At 65.1% G+C, this 16,660-nt stretch carries 14 protein-coding genes and 1 pseudogene; 9 read left to right on the forward strand and 6 right to left on the reverse strand.

Going from position 1 to position 16,660, the window contains the following annotated elements:
• Window positions 1-1,251: 1,251 nt before the first annotated feature.
• Window positions 1,252-1,437: pseudogene (locus ACQKDV_RS02230) on the forward strand (magnesium chelatase domain-containing protein); the annotation flags it as partial.
• Window positions 1,438-1,819: 382 nt separating this feature from the next.
• Here ACQKDV_RS02230 and ACQKDV_RS02235 read toward each other — a convergent pair.
• Both ACQKDV_RS02235 and ACQKDV_RS02240 read right to left on the reverse strand, forming a co-directional pair.
• A complete protein-coding gene (locus ACQKDV_RS02235; RefSeq protein WP_427782160.1) occupies window positions 1,820-2,053 on the reverse strand; it encodes a hypothetical protein in 234 nt (77 codons plus the stop codon).
• A gap of 62 nt (window positions 2,054-2,115) precedes the next feature.
• Window positions 2,116-3,660, reverse strand: a complete 1,545-nt coding sequence (locus ACQKDV_RS02240; RefSeq protein ID WP_427782161.1) for a S8 family serine peptidase — start codon at window positions 3,658-3,660, stop codon at window positions 2,116-2,118.
• A 22-nt stretch (window positions 3,661-3,682) separates the two neighbouring features.
• On the opposite strand from ACQKDV_RS02240, the gene ACQKDV_RS02245 reads away from it, so the two are divergent.
• Window positions 3,683-4,051, forward strand: coding sequence for a hypothetical protein (locus tag ACQKDV_RS02245; protein WP_427782162.1), 369 nt, complete (start codon window positions 3,683-3,685; stop codon window positions 4,049-4,051).
• Between the two features lie 13 nt (window positions 4,052-4,064).
• Here ACQKDV_RS02245 and ACQKDV_RS02250 read toward each other — a convergent pair whose 3' ends face one another.
• A complete protein-coding gene (locus ACQKDV_RS02250; protein ID WP_427782163.1) occupies window positions 4,065-6,422 on the reverse strand; it encodes a YadA family autotransporter adhesin in 2,358 nt (785 codons plus the stop codon).
• 373 nt (window positions 6,423-6,795) lie between these two features.
• Here ACQKDV_RS02250 and ACQKDV_RS02255 point away from each other — a divergent pair, with 373 nt between their 5' ends.
• The gene (locus tag ACQKDV_RS02255; protein ID WP_427782164.1) at window positions 6,796-8,178 is read left to right on the forward strand and encodes a sensor histidine kinase; all 1,383 of its coding nucleotides are present in this window, start codon (window positions 6,796-6,798) and stop codon (window positions 8,176-8,178) included.
• Here ACQKDV_RS02255 and ACQKDV_RS02260 read toward each other — a convergent pair.
• The gene (locus ACQKDV_RS02260) at window positions 8,108-8,845 is read right to left on the reverse strand and encodes a response regulator transcription factor (RefSeq protein ID WP_427782165.1); all 738 of its coding nucleotides are present in this window, start codon (window positions 8,843-8,845) and stop codon (window positions 8,108-8,110) included. The genes ACQKDV_RS02255 and ACQKDV_RS02260 overlap by 71 nt on opposite strands.
• 383 nt (window positions 8,846-9,228) lie before the next feature.
• Between ACQKDV_RS02260 and ACQKDV_RS02265 the strand changes: the two genes are divergently transcribed.
• The 3 genes from ACQKDV_RS02265 (at window position 9,229) to ACQKDV_RS02275 (ending at window position 11,934) form a co-directional block, all read left to right on the forward strand.
• Window positions 9,229-10,569, forward strand: a complete 1,341-nt coding sequence (locus ACQKDV_RS02265; protein ID WP_427782166.1) for a chloride channel protein — start codon at window positions 9,229-9,231, stop codon at window positions 10,567-10,569.
• A 282-nt stretch (window positions 10,570-10,851) separates the two neighbouring features.
• A complete protein-coding gene (locus ACQKDV_RS02270; RefSeq protein ID WP_108763660.1) occupies window positions 10,852-11,118 on the forward strand; it encodes a hypothetical protein in 267 nt (88 codons plus the stop codon).
• 120 nt (window positions 11,119-11,238) lie between these two features.
• Window positions 11,239-11,934, forward strand: a complete 696-nt coding sequence (locus ACQKDV_RS02275) for a hypothetical protein (RefSeq protein WP_427782187.1) — start codon at window positions 11,239-11,241, stop codon at window positions 11,932-11,934.
• 18 nt (window positions 11,935-11,952) lie between these two features.
• Here ACQKDV_RS02275 and ACQKDV_RS02280 read toward each other — a convergent pair whose 3' ends face one another.
• A complete protein-coding gene (locus ACQKDV_RS02280; RefSeq protein ID WP_427782167.1) occupies window positions 11,953-12,825 on the reverse strand; it encodes a methylenetetrahydrofolate reductase in 873 nt (290 codons plus the stop codon).
• Window positions 12,825-13,736: a LysR substrate-binding domain-containing protein gene (locus ACQKDV_RS02285; RefSeq protein WP_427782168.1), complete on the reverse strand. Its 912-nt coding sequence runs from the start codon at window positions 13,734-13,736 to the stop codon at window positions 12,825-12,827. The genes ACQKDV_RS02280 and ACQKDV_RS02285 overlap by 1 nt, the downstream gene beginning before the upstream one ends.
• 75 nt (window positions 13,737-13,811) lie before the next feature.
• On the opposite strand from ACQKDV_RS02285, the gene msuE reads away from it, so the two are divergent.
• The 3 genes from msuE to ACQKDV_RS02300 are packed head-to-tail and all read left to right on the forward strand — an operon-like array spanning window position 13,812 to window position 16,472.
• Window positions 13,812-14,402, forward strand: a complete 591-nt coding sequence (gene msuE, locus ACQKDV_RS02290; RefSeq protein ID WP_427782169.1) for an FMN reductase — start codon at window positions 13,812-13,814, stop codon at window positions 14,400-14,402.
• Between the two features lie 17 nt (window positions 14,403-14,419).
• Window positions 14,420-15,397 (forward strand): DUF1852 domain-containing protein, encoded by a 978-nt coding sequence (locus ACQKDV_RS02295; protein WP_427782170.1) that lies wholly within the window; start codon window positions 14,420-14,422, stop codon window positions 15,395-15,397.
• Window positions 15,398-15,440: 43 nt separating this feature from the next.
• Complete coding sequence (locus ACQKDV_RS02300; RefSeq protein ID WP_427782171.1) at window positions 15,441-16,472, forward strand: methionine synthase; 1,032 nt, start codon at window positions 15,441-15,443, stop codon at window positions 16,470-16,472.
• Window positions 16,473-16,660: the final 188 nt, after the last annotated feature.

The raw sequence follows: 16,660 nt of genomic DNA on the forward strand, positions 1-16,660 counted from the left end.
AAGCACGGCCAGAAATCCGAAAACCGCCGAGCGGGCTGCATCGCGGACAACTGCGCGCACCATGTCAGCTTCCGCATCGGACAAGCTGTTGAACCACTCAGAGCGCGCAGAAAGTTCTGGAGCAACCCGTCGGCCTGGTGGACGCGCCAAGTTGGAAATCGTGTTATCCACAGCTGACTCAAGCACGTCGCGCTGGATTGCGGAGACAAATTCGTATGCTTTGATGGCGCCACCTCGGACCTGTGGATGAATCAGAATGTGTTCGCGTGTGCAGCCAAGTTGTTCTTAGGGATCCTCTGAAGAATCCCCGGTAGTGCCGGCCGCTGGCCGGCAGCTTGAGCGACAATAGCGGCACATGTTGAGGAGCCATCCATGCAGCTGACATTCGGCGACGCCGAGGGCCTGGGAAAGCCTGCAGCTGCCCGTAGGGTGTGTAGTCGTAGCGCTGCTGCAGCTCCCCGGCCCCGTTGGTCAGGGCGCGTGTACTGCCCAGCTGGTCGGTCAGGTAGTAGGCCCGCCCGCTCGTGTCGTTACGGGCGAATCGCTGATCAACGCCGAGGCCAGTCAGTATCGGGTTGACCGTGCTTCCGACCGTCTCCTGCACGGCATTCTGGCCGTCGTACAGGTATTGGGTGGTGATACCCGCTTCGGTACGAACGACGCGTCTGCCCAGCGGGTCATAGCCGAATGTGGCCAGAGTGCTGGCCCCTTCCCGCATCTCCACCAGTTGGTTGCGCACGTTCCAAACGTAGCTGCGGACGCCATCACTTGTGATGGTTGCCGTTGTCGTCGTAACTCAGCGTGCGGCCGTTGTGCGTCAACTGGCGATTGGCATCATCGAAGCTGCTCGCGCCGGTAGTCGCGGCAGGCAGAATCTGACTTGCAAAGCTGCCGCTCTGGTTGATGACCTGGCCGATGCTGTCATATCCGAAGCCCAAGGTACCGACTGCTGGTTGACCAGGCTTCTGCCACGCCATACCCGTGAGCTGGTTGCCGGCGTCATAGCTGTGCGCAACTTCGATGCCATTTGGCAACGTCAGACGGCTCAAGCGATCCGCGCCATCGTAGGCGAACTGGACCGATTCCATGCCCTGATCCAACTGGCGCAGACGGTCAGCCGCGTCGTAGGTGTAACTGACTTTTGCCTGCGCTGCTGCGCGCATTTCCGTGCGCCACCCTATGGCGTCATGGGTGTAGCCTACCCGCAGCGCGCCGCCCCACCATCGAGCGCTCCTCTGCTGGAAACCACACATCAGCCTGGCGCTGGCCCACAGCCGTGCTCGCGCCGGGGTTGATGCCCCGCTGGTGTGCATCGAGGTACATCTCTCTGGCGGCGTGCCGGTCACCCAGATTGTCGGCCTGGCCGAGATCAGCGTGCGCGAATCACGCGAGCGCGTGCGGGCAGCGCTTCTCTGCGCCTGGCCGCTTCCGGCCAGAAGCGGACGTCCGCCATAGCGGCGAGAAGTCGTCCCGGTCACCAGCCAACCTCCAGCAATCTGGCAGGCGGCCTGCGTCCCGGCGTAACGGCAGGCCAGGATTCAGCTTGCTCGCGCACCAGCGCCCTGTAAGACGTTTGCCTTGACGGGCACCAACTGCCCTTTTGGGGTGATCTGATAGCGCGTCCCGCAGAACCACCCGCTCGATCCCGGCGAGGACACTCCCACGCCGGGTCTGCTTGCGCCAGCCCAGGCCCACGTCATCGCCGAGGGCCTGCTGGATGCCCGGCTGCTCACGATGAACTGCCATTCCCGCTCAGGCTGCCAACCAGCGGCCAGCACTCCCAGCGCGATTGTTCAGCGGATGCTCAAGCGGCTCTGCATCAGGCGTCCTTTGCGAAGCACAGCAGATCTTCATCCGCCTGCTGAGTCACTTCGTACATCAACCCCGTTGTCACCAGCTGGCGACAGCGCCATGCCAGCAACTCCAGTTTCCAGTCACTCTCTGCAACGCAACTGCGTTGGCAGAAGACGGTGCGCGAAATAGTGAATTCCAGTCTGCCGGGCACAGTTTCAACCCACAAAGCAGGGTCATGCAGCCAGTCAAATCTGCTCACAACGTTCTCCGCCGCGCAGAACTGCGAGGTACGGCGCCCGCGCGGGGCGCCGTACTCTGCGCTTACTGACGCACCACCACGGTCACGCCGGAATATGTCCCGGTCAGACGGATGTAGTACGTATCGGCGGCCGGCTGCGCAATGCGCACGGTTTCAGTATTGGTCGGGCGCACCGAGCTGGCATCGAAGTCGGTCGCGGTGGGCTTGCGACCGCGGGCGACGTATAGCGATGCATTGCCGCTGCCGCCCAGCGTCATCACCGTCAGCGGTACACCTGCGGTGGCTACGTAGCTGTAAACAGCATCGCCGCTCTCGCTGTTGACGCCGCGCAGTTCGGCCTTGTTGGTCAGTTCAACGGGCGGCGGGCTGCAGTCCTCGGTGTTCGGATCGCACGGCGGTGCCAGCGCAGCTGTCAGCAGGGCAGATGCGTTGAGAATGCCGGTGCCGATGGGCGTGCTGGACGGGATTGAAGCCGGGAACGGACGCGCGGTGCGCTTGAGCAGGTCACGCATCTGGTCCCACTTCAACGGGGTTTCCACCACGCTCTGCACCAGGGCAACGGCGGCTGCCACGTGGGGCGACGCCATCGAGGTGCCAGTGTAGCCGCCAATGACGAATTCACCCGTGGGCACCGTGGTGCCTGCATTGATGACCTGGAAGATATAGCCCTTGGGGTCACCATCCACATCTCCGCCGCCACCCGGTGCGGACAGGTCTACGCGGCTGCCCCAACTGGAATAGCTGGCCTTGCCACCGGTTGATCGGGTTGCGCCCACACTGATGACGCCACTGCATGACGACATCGTGTAAGTACCGGCATCGGCATTGGAGTTGCCGGCGGCCACGACGATGGTGGCACCCAGGCTATCGGCCTGGTTGATCGCATCCTGGTACACCTGTGGGCAGGTATCCGGCCCTGAGCTGCCGAGGCTCATGTTGATGACTTCGGCCGGGTTGGGGTTGACCGGCAGGCCCTCCACGGTCGCGCCAGCGGCCCACAGGATGCCATCGGCGATATCGCTGCTGTAGCCACCGCAGGAGCCGAGCACACGCACGGGCAGGATCTTGGCGTTGTGGGCAAGCCCGGCCAGTCCAGAGCCGTTGTTGGTGACCTGGGCAATCGTGCCTGACACATGGGTCCCGTGCCAGGAACTGGCGCGCGCCGGATGGCCCCCGGCACCCAACTGCGTGCAGTAATCAGCCTCAACCCAGTCACCTTGGTCCCAGCCGCCTGCCACGCGCGCGTCCGACTCACGACGCGAGATGAGGTGGTCGGAAATCATGTCATAGCCGGGCAGCACGTTCGCCGCCAGGTCGGGCGTGTTCTGCACCACGCCGGTATCGACCACGGCTACCACTACCCCCGCACCGGTCGACCGTTCCCACGCCTGCTCGGCGCGCACGCCGCCGGTTGCATCATTGAAGTTCCACTGGAGGGTGCCGTACTGGGGGTCATTGGGCACCATGCGCGGCTGCACCAGCCCTGGCGCGGTGTCCAGTGCGCGGTAGAGCTTGTCTACCTGGACCGATGCAACGCCGGGTTCGGCCGCCAGTTCGCGCACGAAGTTGGCTGACTCGGCAGCGTTGAGCGCTCGCGAGGTCCGCACCACGTACCATCCCGGTACGCCCATGCCGCGCATGATCGTGGCTGTAGCCGCCGAACGTCCTGCGCTGCTCGCCGTGGCTGCCACCGCCCTGTTGATTCCAGCGCGGCTGCTCGAACTGGCCAGCGAGTTGCTGAGCACGCTGCGTGCCTGGCTGCTGCGGTTGGTCATTTTCACGATGAAACGCTGGCCGGGAGCCGCACTGCTGGCAGCAGTGGCGGGTAGTTCGCGCGTGATGACTTTGCTTGTGTTGAGCTTCGGCGCAGCATGCGCACCGGTGCTGGCCAGCAGAAGGATGGAGGCAATGGCGGCGGCCAGGGATGTGTTGACGGACATGGAACGACTCCTGATGATCTGGAAAGGGAAGGCTGCACAAGGTCAAGCGCGCGCATGAAGCGCGCGCATGGTCACAGGTCGATACCGAAGCCGATACCCGCCGACGATTCGCTGCCACTGAAGGCACCGCCCAGGCTGAACGAAGCGCGTTCGCCGACTTTCCTGGCATAGCCGATGGACAGCGCCTTTTCACTGCTCTGGAAACCCGCGCCCACTGCGATTCGACCGCGCTCACTCTGCGTGCCGGACGCGTTGGTGGCCATGTTCAGCATGGCTGCACTCATCGCCCCCTGACGATCCAGGCGCCGATCCACGGCATTGAACCGGCGGTCGACGCCGTTGCGGTAGGTCGTGAAGTCGTCATCCCACGCAGCAAAGCGCGAATCGGTGTAGGCCTTGGAATCAGCCACACCGCGCTGCACCTGGCCGACGTTGGCAGCATCGGTGGTGCGCACGCCATCGGCCACATGGGTGATCTGCCGTTCGTTGCCGGTGCTGCCCACCGAAACGGTGTTGGCACGGTCGGCCACCGCGCCCTGGCCCAGGGCCACGGCACCTTCGGCTGTGACCGAAGCGCCCTGGCCGATGGCGGTGCCGGACGCAGCCGTTACCGTGGCCGATTCGCCAACCGCCACCGCGTTGGTTGAAGACGCACTGATGCTGGTATTGGCACCTACCGCGGTACTGCCGTCGGCACGAACATCGGCATTGGCACCCAAGGCGGTATCGTTGGGGCCGTGCGCATAGGCTGCGCCGCCCACGGCCAGGCCATTCTCACCGTTGGCCGTTGCCCCTGCGCCCACCGCAACGGCATTGGTACCCTCGCCAACCGTCGCTTGACCGGGTCCGCCGACCGCTACCGTTCCGGCCTCGCCGGTGATTTCGGCCGTGCGCTTGATCTGGGTCAACTGCGAATTGATGGCCGCAAACGTATCGCTGAAGGTGCTGTAGGTCGCGCCCTGGATGGTGTAGGCCGGCAGGGATATCGCACCGGTGGACGACAGGGCCGCGCCGCCGCCAACAATGGCGACCGTCGACTGCAGGGCTGCGAACAACTGACCGCCATTGATGGCCTGCAGGCTGCCCGCTGCAATGGCACCCCCTCGTAGATTGGATACGAGCGTGCCGTCAGCACCGGCCAAGGTCAGCGACTGCAGGTCGTCCTGGTCGTAGACCACCGCGCGGGCACTGAGGCTGCCCAGCCCGGCGGCAACAGAATCAAGCTGCGCCTTGTTGACTGCATCGGTGGCCTCGGTACCTGCGGCGACATTGGTGATCTGCCGCTCCTGGCCCGTGGCTCCCACCGACACAGTGTTGTCGCGGGTGGCAACCGAGTTGGCACCCAGCGCCACCGCGTTGTTGACGATCTGCGTATGGCCATCGACAAAGTCCGGACTGCCGGCGCTGGCATTGGCACCGATGGCGATCGATTGGTTGCCATAGACCTGGGCACCGGTTCCGATGGCAACGCTGTTATCGAACAGGACCGGCGTGTCGCCCCAGTAGTCGCCGCGCCAGGTCATCGCATCGCCGATGGCAATGCTGCCTTCGCCCGCCGCCCATGCCTTGCTGCCCAGCGCAGTGCTGGATGCCTGCAGTGCAAATGCCGCATCGCCGATTGCGGTGGCGCCTTCACTCGCGGCAAAGGTGTTGCTGCCGAGGGCCATGGTCCGGTCCGCAGTGGCCCGCGCACCGGAACCAAAGGCATTGGAGAACTCGCCCGTTGCCTGCGCACGATCACCCACGGCCAGCGCATCGTAGGCGGTAGCCTGTGCGCGGTAGCCCACGGCGATGGCACGGATCTCGCTGGCTGCTGACAACGCGCCCACTGCAATCGTCTGGTTCTGGGTAGCCTGTGCCCCGGCCCCCAGGGCGGTCGACAGCGCTCCGGTGGCCTCGGTGGACTTCAACAAGATGCCGGGCGTGCCACCGTACTGGTCCTCCAGATCGTCAGCGATTCCACCCACGGCGACGCTGGACTTTCCGGCACCGACCGCGCCGGCACCGTTGGCCACCGAGAAATCGCCTTCGGCAAGCGCACCCGCGCCGACCGCCGTGGACGCCACGCCGGTGGCGGTCGTCTGCTGCAGCAGGACAACGCCGTTATCAGGGTTGTTGATCGAGTAGTCCACATCCAGCAATCCGCCGATGGCCGTGGAGGATTGGCCCACCGCCAGCGCCTCCTGGCCGACGGCCGTGGCATGGTCTGCGTATGCAGTACTGCCGGCGCCGAACGCGCTGGCGCCGGTGCCCACCGCTGAAGCGGCCTCGCCTGCTGCCGTGGTATCGACGCCGTCGGCGTACGCGCCGGCATCACTTCCGCCGCCGCCGTTTGCGATGAAGTAGGTCAGGTCGGGGTCGGCGGCGGCCGGCGCGGCCGACACCACATTGGCGCGCTGCACGGGGACCGCCTGCGTACCAAGGGCCATTTCCACTGCCGATGCCAGTGCCGACAGCGGCAGGAGCGCCAGCCCCGAACACAACAGGGCCCCTGCTACATGCCTGCGTGCCGAGCCTGTTGCCGATGCCCCGCGCGATGGGACTGCCACGCCTGCGCAGGCCGCGCCTTCCAACGTACCGTCGTTACGATTCATTACCCTGTCCTCAGTGAATGGCGTTTGCCGGGCGCACCCCTGGCCCGGCATCGCGCATGAATGATTAAGCGATGCGTTGCCTTTGCCGTGTCATGTTCATCGGCTAAAGGACCCCTTGCGGATTCGACCGTACTGGGCGCCGCCGAGGCTTGTCGACCGCAACTTCTCGCGAGAAGATCACCGAATCCTCACATCCGGGATCTGCCCCATGCTACGCCCCGCACTGCACTGGTTGGACCAAGCACCTGTGCGTGATCCCGTTGATCGCCGCAATGCGCGGGTTGTGCAGGCCCTGCTGATTTTCATGGGCATCACCATTCCGGTCATGCTCGGCATTGCGGTCTGGATGACCCTGCCCTACTTCGCACAGGGCGACGTGCATTGGTCTACCTATGCGTCGCTGGGGATGAGTGCGAGCGTGGCGATCAGCGCGTGGCTGGGCCTGCTGTTGATACGACGTGGTGCATTCCGCGTGGCGGTGCAGTGGGTGATTGCCGTGATGCTGCTCGTCTCGACGGTGAACCTGGCGGTGAATGGCCTGCAGCGGCAGGCGCCTGACCAGCTTGCGCAGATGCTGGTGCTGATCCTCAGCGGTCTGGTGCTGGGTCGCAGAGCGCTGTGGACCACCTGGTGCGTGCTGGTGCTGGGGGTGGCCCTGGGTGCCGGTCGTGACGCCATCGCACATACCTCCGGCACGGCGGCCCAGGCCTTCTTCAACATTCTGCCGCTGGGGTTCAGCTACCTGCTGGTGGCGCTGCTGATCGACAGGACGACCGAGGCGCTGCGCGAAACGCTGCGCGAATCCAATGCACGTGGCGAACGCCTGGCCGAGGAAATGCTGCAGCGTGAGAAAACCCACGCGCAGCTGATCCATGCACAGAAGAAGGAAATCGCTGAGCGCATGGCGACCGGCATGGCGCACGATTTCAACAACATTTTCGCGATCATTGCCGGGTTTTCCGCGCAGCGCCACAACGATGACGGGGGCAGCCATGCTGCGCGTGCTGCGGAACTGCATGGCGCGCTGGAGTCGGTTGAGGAGTCGGCACGGCGCGGCATGGCCATCAGCCGCCGCCTGCTGCGTTTCAGCCGTTCCGATGTCCGATCCCCGCAGTGGTTCGACGTCGATGAAGCCATCGGGATGCTGCAGGGCATGCTGCGCCAGTTGCTGGGGCCTGAAGTACAGTTGTCGCTGGAAGGAGGTGCGCAGTCGGCGCAGGTCATGATGGACCGCAGCGAGTTCGAGCTGATGCTGCTGAACATTGCATCCAACGCCGGCGACGCGATGGACGGCTCCGGTCAGTTCCGCATCACGACTGCGTTCGAGCAGGACGGTGTGACCATCACTCTGCAGGACAACGGACATGGCATGCCAGCGCATGTGGCCGAGCGTGTTTTCGAACCGTTCTTCAGCACCAAACCGGCCGACTCCGGTACCGGGTTGGGCATGGCGGTCGTGCGTGAGTTGGTCGATTACGCCCAGGGCAGCATTGCGGTGGAAAGCGCGGTCGCGGTGGGTACTACCTATCGGATGCGTCTGCCCGCCGTCCGCGGGGGTCCAGGCAGTAGCCCCGGCCATGCACCGAGGTGAGGGGAAGATCCAAACCGCAGCGCTTGCGGACTTTGCTGCGCAGGCGATGGATCATTGAATCCAGCCGGTGATCATCGAAATCCTCCGACCGGTCGGCCAATGCATCGCATAGTTGCTCGCGGCTGACCAGCACCTTGGCGGCGGCGAACAACCGCCCACAGATGCTGCGTTCGCTTGCGGTCAGCGCTGCTGCAGTGCCGTTGGGTGCCAACAGGCTCCAGCCATCTTCGGCCAGCGACCATTGTTCACTGTTGTCGCGGTTCACGCCGCGCACAGGCACGCTGAGGCGTCGGGCCAGACTATGCAGCGCCGCCGACAACAGATCCAGTTCGATGGGCTTGGAAAAGAACGCATCGGCCCCTTCGGACAGCCCCCGGATCCGGTCGACCACATCGGCACGACTGGTCAGCATGATGATGCCGACATGCGGCAGTTGCAGCCGTAATTGCCGGGCCACGCTGAAGCCGTCTCCGTCGGGCAGGCCAACGTCGAGCACCAGCAGGTCGACCGGGTGCGAGGCCACGCCAGCCAGGAAGGCCTCGACCGTGCCATACCCCACTGCGTCGAACCCATACCTGATCAGGCCCGGCACGACAATGCGATCACGCAAGGCCGGCTCATCTTCAAGCACCGCTACCCGGATGCTGGTACGAAGTGTGTCGCCCATCGAGACTCTCTTCAACACTGGATGGATTTGATGGTACCCCGTTGAACATGGCGGTCACAGCCGCTGGTCGAAACCCTCAGGCGCGCGGCGCATCAGCCGGATCGGAACCTCATCGCCGCGACATTGCTGATTTCGCCCGACTTCATGGAACCCAGGACAATGGATTCAAGCCCAGGCGGTCAGACCACAATTCGTCGATTGGAGGGCGTGGTCTGGGCAGCATTTGACTCACACGGCACGGACGTTGCAGAACAAGGCGGGAAAAAACCATGCCGTTCTCCCCTCCACGCCCTGGCATGGCCTCCCTGTTCCACCGCTTCGGGCAAGGCCAACGACCCTGATGCTGCCTTTCGCCCGCGCGCGCGGCTGAGCATACTCCCTGCATGATCAACTCCCAACGACTCCGGAGCCACCTGCTCACCCAGATGCGCAGCGAAGCGTGGCGCCGCCGCGCTGCGTTATGGATCGGCGCGGTGGCGGTGGCCCTGGTGGCCATCCTGTTCGCCAAGGCCAGTGACGCAGCCTTCAGTCTGTTCCGCCGCGTGATCGAGCATTCGCCCTGGTGGGCGCTGCTGCTCACGCCCGGCATCTTCGCGCTGCTTGCGTGGCTGACCAGCGGCGCGCTGCGCCCCACCCGTGGCAGCGGCATCCCGCAGGTCATCGCCGCTCTGGACAAGCCCGATGAGGCATTCAGGAAGACCAACCTGTCCCCGGCGGTGTCGGCCGGCAAACTGCTGCTGACTTCACTGTCATTGCTGGGGGGTGCCTCGGTCGGCCGCGAAGGCCCCACCGTGCACGTGGGTGCCAGCCTGATGTACCTGTTTGGCCGCTGGTTCGGCTTCAAGGATCCGCGCGAACTTTCCCACTTCCTGCTGGCCGGCGGTGCCGCCGGTATCGCGGCGGCGTTCAACACGCCGCTGGCGGGCATCGTGTTCGCCATCGAGGAACTGAGCGGCCGCTTCGAGCATCGCTTCTCCGGCACGCTGCTGACGGCGGTGATCGTGGGCGGCGTGGTGTCGCTGGGGCTGCTGGGCAACTACACCTACTTCGGCCACGTCAGCGCGCGGCTGCCGCTTGGGCAGGGCTGGCTGGCCATCCTGCTGTGCGGCGTGGTGGCCGGCCTGCTGGGTGGGCTGTTCGCGCGCATGGTGCTGGCCAGCGTGGCCGGGCGCCCGCGGTGGCTGGGCAGGCTGCGGCAGCGCCATCCGGTGCTGCTGGCAGCCGGCTGTGGCCTGGTGGTCGTCGGCCTGGCGCTGGTGTTCGGCGACGGTGCGTTCGGTACCGGCTACGAACAGGCACGCAGCCTGGTGCAGGGGCAGGCGGTGGTCGGCCATGAGTTCGGGCTGATGAAGCTGATGGCCAACCTGGCTTCGTACATCGCCGGCATTCCGGGTGGACTGTTCTCACCCGCGCTGGCGGTAGGCGCCGGGCTCGGCCACAACCTGGCCGTGCTGATGCCCGGCGTGGACCCGCGCGCGTTCGTGCTGCTGGGCATGTGCGCCTATCTCACCGGGGTGACCCAGGCGCCGCTGACCTCGGCGGTCATTTCGCTGGAACTGACCGACAGCGGCGATCTGCTGCTGCCGATCCTGGCCACGGTGCTGATCGCACGCGGCGTGTCCGGGCTGGTCTGCCGGGTGCCGATCTATCGTGGTCTCGCTGAACAGCTGTTGCCCGTGCAGCCCCCTGAACCGGTTGGCAGTGCCCAGAATGAACGGTCGTGATGGACACCGATATCGGCTCCCCCCCCCCCGCTTGAACTGATCTGGTAGCCGCCAACCTTGGTTGGCGCGCCCCAGCTGCACGGCCGACCACGATCGGCATCTACCAGAGCGATGTCGGCGCCGTGCTGCTACAGCGCGCACAGCTGAATTTGCGGCAAATTGAAGCTGACTGCACGTTCTTCACAGTGCCTGCACGTCCGCCAACTGCAGCTGAAAACGCATTCATGGAACTAACAAAAAGCCCGCTATATTCCAGACTCCCCAGACGAAGGAGGGAGTGCAATGACCCTTTCCACGCAGCACCTGAAGATCGCCCGTCCCCTTGGCGTCGCCATTCTGGCCCTCAGCCTTGGCGCGTGCGCCAGCTACAAGGAAGACTTCGCGAAGGTCAACTCACGTCTCGACGCACTCGATGTGAAAGTGCAGGGCGCGGCGCAGAGCGCCGAGTCTGCCAACCAGTCCGCACAGCAGGCCAACCAGCGCCTGGACCAGATCGAAGGTCGCGTGCAGAGGCTGGAAACCGCTCCCCGCCGTACTCCGCGCGGCTGAAGCTGAATTGGGAGCCAGTGGCTGCAACGGCCACTGGCTCCCTGGAACGACGGTCTTCAATTGAGGAATCGCGCCATCCGTACGTACACCTTCTCCGCATTCCGCACTGCCTGCACCGCACTGAGCCTTGCGCTGGCACTGGCGTGCACCGGCGTGGCCAGCGCCAAGGGCGCCAGGGGTGCCGCTGCACAACCCACCGCTGCCGTCGATGAGCTGCCGCAGGGCCAGGAAGTGTCCGGGACGGTGATCGAACTTGCCGGCTGGGTGGTCGCCAGCAACGACAGCGAAGGCTATCCCTTCGCGATCATGGACAAGGCCGCTGCACAGGTCCTGATCTTCGGTGGTGACGGCAAGCTGCGCGGCGCGGCTCCGGCGCTGTTCGGTTCGGCCAAGGGCGATCACTCCGCCCCGAACGTGGCCAAGCTCGCCCTGAGCGCGATTCCCGGCCACGACCGCACTACGCCCGCAGGCCGTTTCATTGGTGGCTACGGTCCATCCGACGACGCCGGCCGCGTGTTGTGGGTGGACTACGATTCGGCCGTCTCGATGCACCCGCTGCCGCCGGGCACCCCGAAAGAGAAGCGCGCCGAGCGGCTGGCAACGCCGACGCCGGACGACAACCGCGTCACCCACGGCTGCATCAACGTCAGCGCCAATTTCTACGAGCAGGTGGTCCAGTCCACGTTCGAGAAGGGCGGCGTGTTCTACGTGCTGCCGGACAAGGACTCGCTGGAAAAGACCTTCCCTGCGTTCGCGCAGAGCCGCGCGAAGGCGGAACATGACGACAGCAAGGACGCGCGCTCGGCCAGCAAGTAGGGCGTGCGCGCGCTCTGATTACAAACGTGTGCCGGCGACCGAACGCTGCCGGTACTGCGCCAGCCAGTCCAGCGACGGCGCGATGCCGCCGAACGGGAAGAAGTGCGGGCTGACCGGACCGTGCGTTTCACTGAGACCACCCACCAGGTGATCGACAAACACATCCGGCCCCGCCGTGCCCAGCAGCCGGCCGATGGAGATGCCATACCGCGCCAGCATCGCTGCGCTTGCGCCCACGCCACACATCGCCGCATAGCGCAGCAGCCGCGTCACGCTGGCCGGACCGGGCACGCCCACCAGCACCGGATGGCCGATGCCACGCGCACGCAGTGCATCCAGCCACGCCAGAACGATGTCAGCGTCAAAGGCGAACTGGGTGATGATCTTCGGTGCCATGCCACGCGCCTGGATGGACTGGCACTTGCGTTCCAGCACCTGCCAGCGCTCGGCGTCACTCATCAGCGGATGGCCTTCCGGGTGCCCGCCCACGGCAACCACCTTGATGCCTGCACGTTCCAGCAGGCCGGTCTCGATGAGGGATGCACTGTCGGCAAACGGCCCGGCTGGCGTGGCCAGATCACCGGCAATCAACAGGCACTGCTCGACACCGGCCTCGCCCACCGCACGCGCGATGAAGCGTTCCAGCGCGGCCTGCGAACCGATGCGGCGCGCGGACAGGTGTGGCATCGGCTGCAGGCCCAGCGCACGCACCGTGCGTGCTGCGGCCAGCCGCGCATCGTCGTCTTCGCTGGCCAGATAGGGAATCGAGATCATCGTTCCCGGGGCGATGCGAGCCGCCTCGGCAATCAGCGCGGGCATGGCCTTCGCGCTCACTTCCAGCGAACAGGCATCGATGAAGGCACGCGCACCGCGCCCGGATGCTGCGGACATCACTCGCCCCCGCGCAGCGTGCCGGCGCTGGAACTGGCTCGCGCCAGTTCGACGAACGCCTGCAGGTAATCGATGCCGGTGTCCGCCTCGCGCGCGCCCAGGTAGATCTGCTTGGGGATGCCCTTGGCCCCCAGCCGCACCGGCACCACGTCCATCCGCGTCGCATACTCTTCCACCAGCCAGCGCGGCATGGCCGCCACGCCGCGGCCGCTGGCCACCATCTGCATCATGATGTCGGTGGTTTCGATGGCCTTGTGGCGGCGCGGGGTAACCCCGGCCGGCAGCAGGAACTGGTTGTAGATGTCCAGGCGCTCGAACGGCACCGGGTAGCTGATCAGCACTTCCTGGGTCAGCTGGCGCGGCTTCACGTAGTCCGCCTTGGCCAGTGCGTGGTTCTTCGCCACTACCAGCACCTGCTCGTAATCGAACACCGGCACGAACGTCAGGCCCGGCTTGAGCAGCGGGTCGGGCGTCACCAGCAGGTCGATCTCGTAGCCGAACAGGGCGCCGATGCCACCGAACTGGAATTTCTGCTTCACGTCCACATCCACGTCCGGCCACGCTGCCAGGTAGGGCGAGACGATCTTCAGCAGCCATTGGTAGCAGGGGTGGCATTCCATGCCGATGCGCAGCGAGCCGCGCTCGCCCTGGGCGAACTGGCCCAGCCGCTCTTCGGCCAGGTCCAGCTGCGGTAGTACCCGGTTGGCCACCGCCAGCAGGTACTGGCCGGCCTGGGTCAGGCGCAGGCTGCGGCCTTCGCGCAGCCAGACATCGGTACCCAGCTGCTGCTCCAGCTTCTTCATGCTGTGGCTCAGGGCTGACTGGGTCAGGTTGAGCACACCGGCTGCGGCGGTCAGCGAGCCCTGCAGTTCGACCTGCTGCACGATGCTCAGGTGGATTCGTTCCAGCATGTCGATGAATCCCACTCATGGATGTGTGAAGTAAAACCATTTTACGTCATGGGAAGGCCTGTCTAGGATCGGGTCATGCTTTCTCCCCACCGCCCCCTCCGTATCGTCGCCGTCTCCGGCGGCCTGCAGCGCCCCTCGCGGGCCGCCACCCTGTGCGAACACCTGCTGGACCTGCTGGGTGAGCACGTGCCGAGCGAGCCGCACCTGATCGAACTGGGGCAGCTGGCCCCGCAGCTGGCCGGTGCGCTGTGGCGCTCGCAGCTGCCCGAGGCCGCCGAACAGGCCTTGGCCACGGTCGAGCAGGCCGACGTGCTGGTGGTCGCCACGCCGGTCTACCGCGGCTCCTACACCGGCCTGTTCAAGCACTTCTTCGATTTCATCCACCAGGATGCGCTGGTCGACACCCCCACCCTGCTGGCCGCCACCGGCGGCAGTGAGCGCCACGCGCTGATGATCGACCACCAGCTGCGGCCGCTCTTCAGCTTCTTCCAGGCCCGCACCCTGCCGCTGGGCGTCTACGCCACCGACAAGGACTTCGCCGAGGGCCGCGTGCACGACGAGGCCCTGCTGCAGCGCGCACGCCTGGCCGTGCAGCGGGCGCTGCCGTTGCTGGCGCTGTCCCACCGCCCAGCGCCTGTGCGCGCCGAAACCGCCGACGCCCTTTAAGTCACCGGAATGCCGCCATGACCACCGAAAACTTCACCTTCCGCATCACCCGCATCCCGTTCAACGAGGATTACCAGCCGGCCGACGGTACGCGCATCACCACCAACTTCGCCAACCTGGCACGGGGTGCCTCGCGGAAAGAGAACCTGCGCAACACCTTGGGCATGATCAACAACCGCTTCAACGATCTGGCGCACTGGGACAACCCGAATGCCGATCGCTACGCAGTCGAGCTGGACATCATCTCCGTGGAGATGCACATCGATGGCGCAGAGGAAAGTGATCCGTTCCCGCTGATCGAAGTGCTGCGCCCGACCATTGTCGATACGCACACCGGCACGCGCACTGCAGGCATCGTCGGCAACAACTTCTCCTCCTACGTGCGCGACTACGATTTCAGCGTCGTGCTGCCAGCCAGCAACGAGGGCAGGGCCACGTTCGGCATCCCCGAGGGTTTCGGCGACCTCCACGGCAAGCTGTTCAAGCATTTCCTGGATTCAGATGCCTACCGCGCCAACTTCAGCAAGGCACCGGTCATCTGCATCAGCGTGTCCAGCAGCAGGACCTACCACCGCACTGAAAACCAGCACCCCATCCTCGGCGTGGAATACCGTCAGGATGAGGTCTCGCCCACCGACCAGTACTTCGACAAGATGGGCCTGCAGGTGCGCTACTTCATGCCGCCGGGCAGCGTCGCGCCGCTGGCGTTCTACTTCCAGGGCGACCTGCTGGGTGATTACTCGAACCTGGAACTGATCGGTACCATCAGCACCATGGAAGCGTTCCAGAAGATCTACCGCCCGGAGATCTACAACGCCAATTCCGTGGCCGGCAAGGTCTACCAGCCCAGCCTGAAGCACCAGGACTATTCTTCCACGCGCATCGTCTACGACCGCGAAGAGCGCAGCCAGCTGGCCGTCAAACAGGGCCGGTTCACCGAAGAACACTTCATCAAGCCGTACCGCGCGGTGCTTGAGCAGTGGGCTGCCCGCTGATCCCTCGCTTCTCCCTCCCACAGGACACAAGACCCCGCACACGATGAAGAAACTACTGCCCACCTCCACCGCCGGCAGCCTGCCCAAGCCCTCCTGGCTGGCAGAGCCCGAAAAGCTCTGGTCGCCCTGGAAACTGCAGGATGACGTACTGGCCGAAGGCAAGCGGGACGCGCTGTTGTTGGCGCTGCAGGAACAGCAGCTTGCCGGCATCGACATCGTCAGCGACGGCGAACAGACACGGCAGCATTTCGTCACCACATTCATCGAACACCTGGACGGTGTGGACTTCGACAAGCGCGAGACCGTGCGTATCCGCAACCGCTACGACGCCAGCGTGCCGACCGTGGTCGGTGCCGTGAGCCGCCCGAAGCCGGTGTTCGTCGAAGATGCGAAGTTCCTGCGCAGCAAGACCACACAGCCGATCAAGTGGGCCCTGCCTGGCCCCATGACCATGATCGACACGCTGTACGACGCGCACTACAAGAGCCGCGAGAAGCTGGCGTGGGAATTTGCGAAGATCCTCAACGAGGAAGCGAAGGAATTGGAAGCGGCCGGCGTGGACATCATCCAGTTCGACGAACCCGCCTTCAACGTGTTCTTCGACGAAGTGAACGATTGGGGCGTGGCGACCCTGGAACGCGCGATTGAAGGGCTGACGTGCGAAACCGCCGTTCACATCTGCTATGGCTACGGCATCAAGGCGAACACCGACTGGAAGCAGACACTGGGTTCGGAATGGCGCCAGTACGAGGAATCGTTCCCGAAGCTGCAGGAATCCAGCATCGACCTGATCTCACTGGAGTGCCACAACTCGCACGTGCCGATCGACCTGATCGAGCTGGTGCGCGGCAAGAAGGTGATGGTCGGTGCCATCGACGTGGCGTCGAGCACGGTGGAAACGCCCGAGGAAGTGGCCAACACGCTGCGCAAGGCGCTGCAGTTCGTCGATGCCGACAAGCTCTACCCCTGCACCAACTGCGGCATGGCGCCACTGTCGCGTAGCGTGGCGCGCGGCAAGCTGCGCGCGCTGAGTGCCGGCGCGCAGATCGTACGCGAGGAACTGGCCGGCCGATGACGGTGGTAGAGCCGAGCATGGGCCCGGCTCTACACGGGAATTCCGAAGCGTCGACCTTGCTCGACTGCCCGACTGTAGAGCCGAGCCTACGCTCGGCTGATCTGCATCCGGCTGACCGCAGCCGAGCATGGGCTCGGCTCTACACGGGAATTCCGAAGCGTCGACCTTGCTCGACTGCCCAGCTGTAG

The sequence above is a fragment of the Stenotrophomonas sp. NPDC077659 genome (assembly GCF_050268705.1).
In the GTDB taxonomy this organism is placed as follows: Bacteria; Pseudomonadota; Gammaproteobacteria; order Xanthomonadales; family Xanthomonadaceae; genus Stenotrophomonas.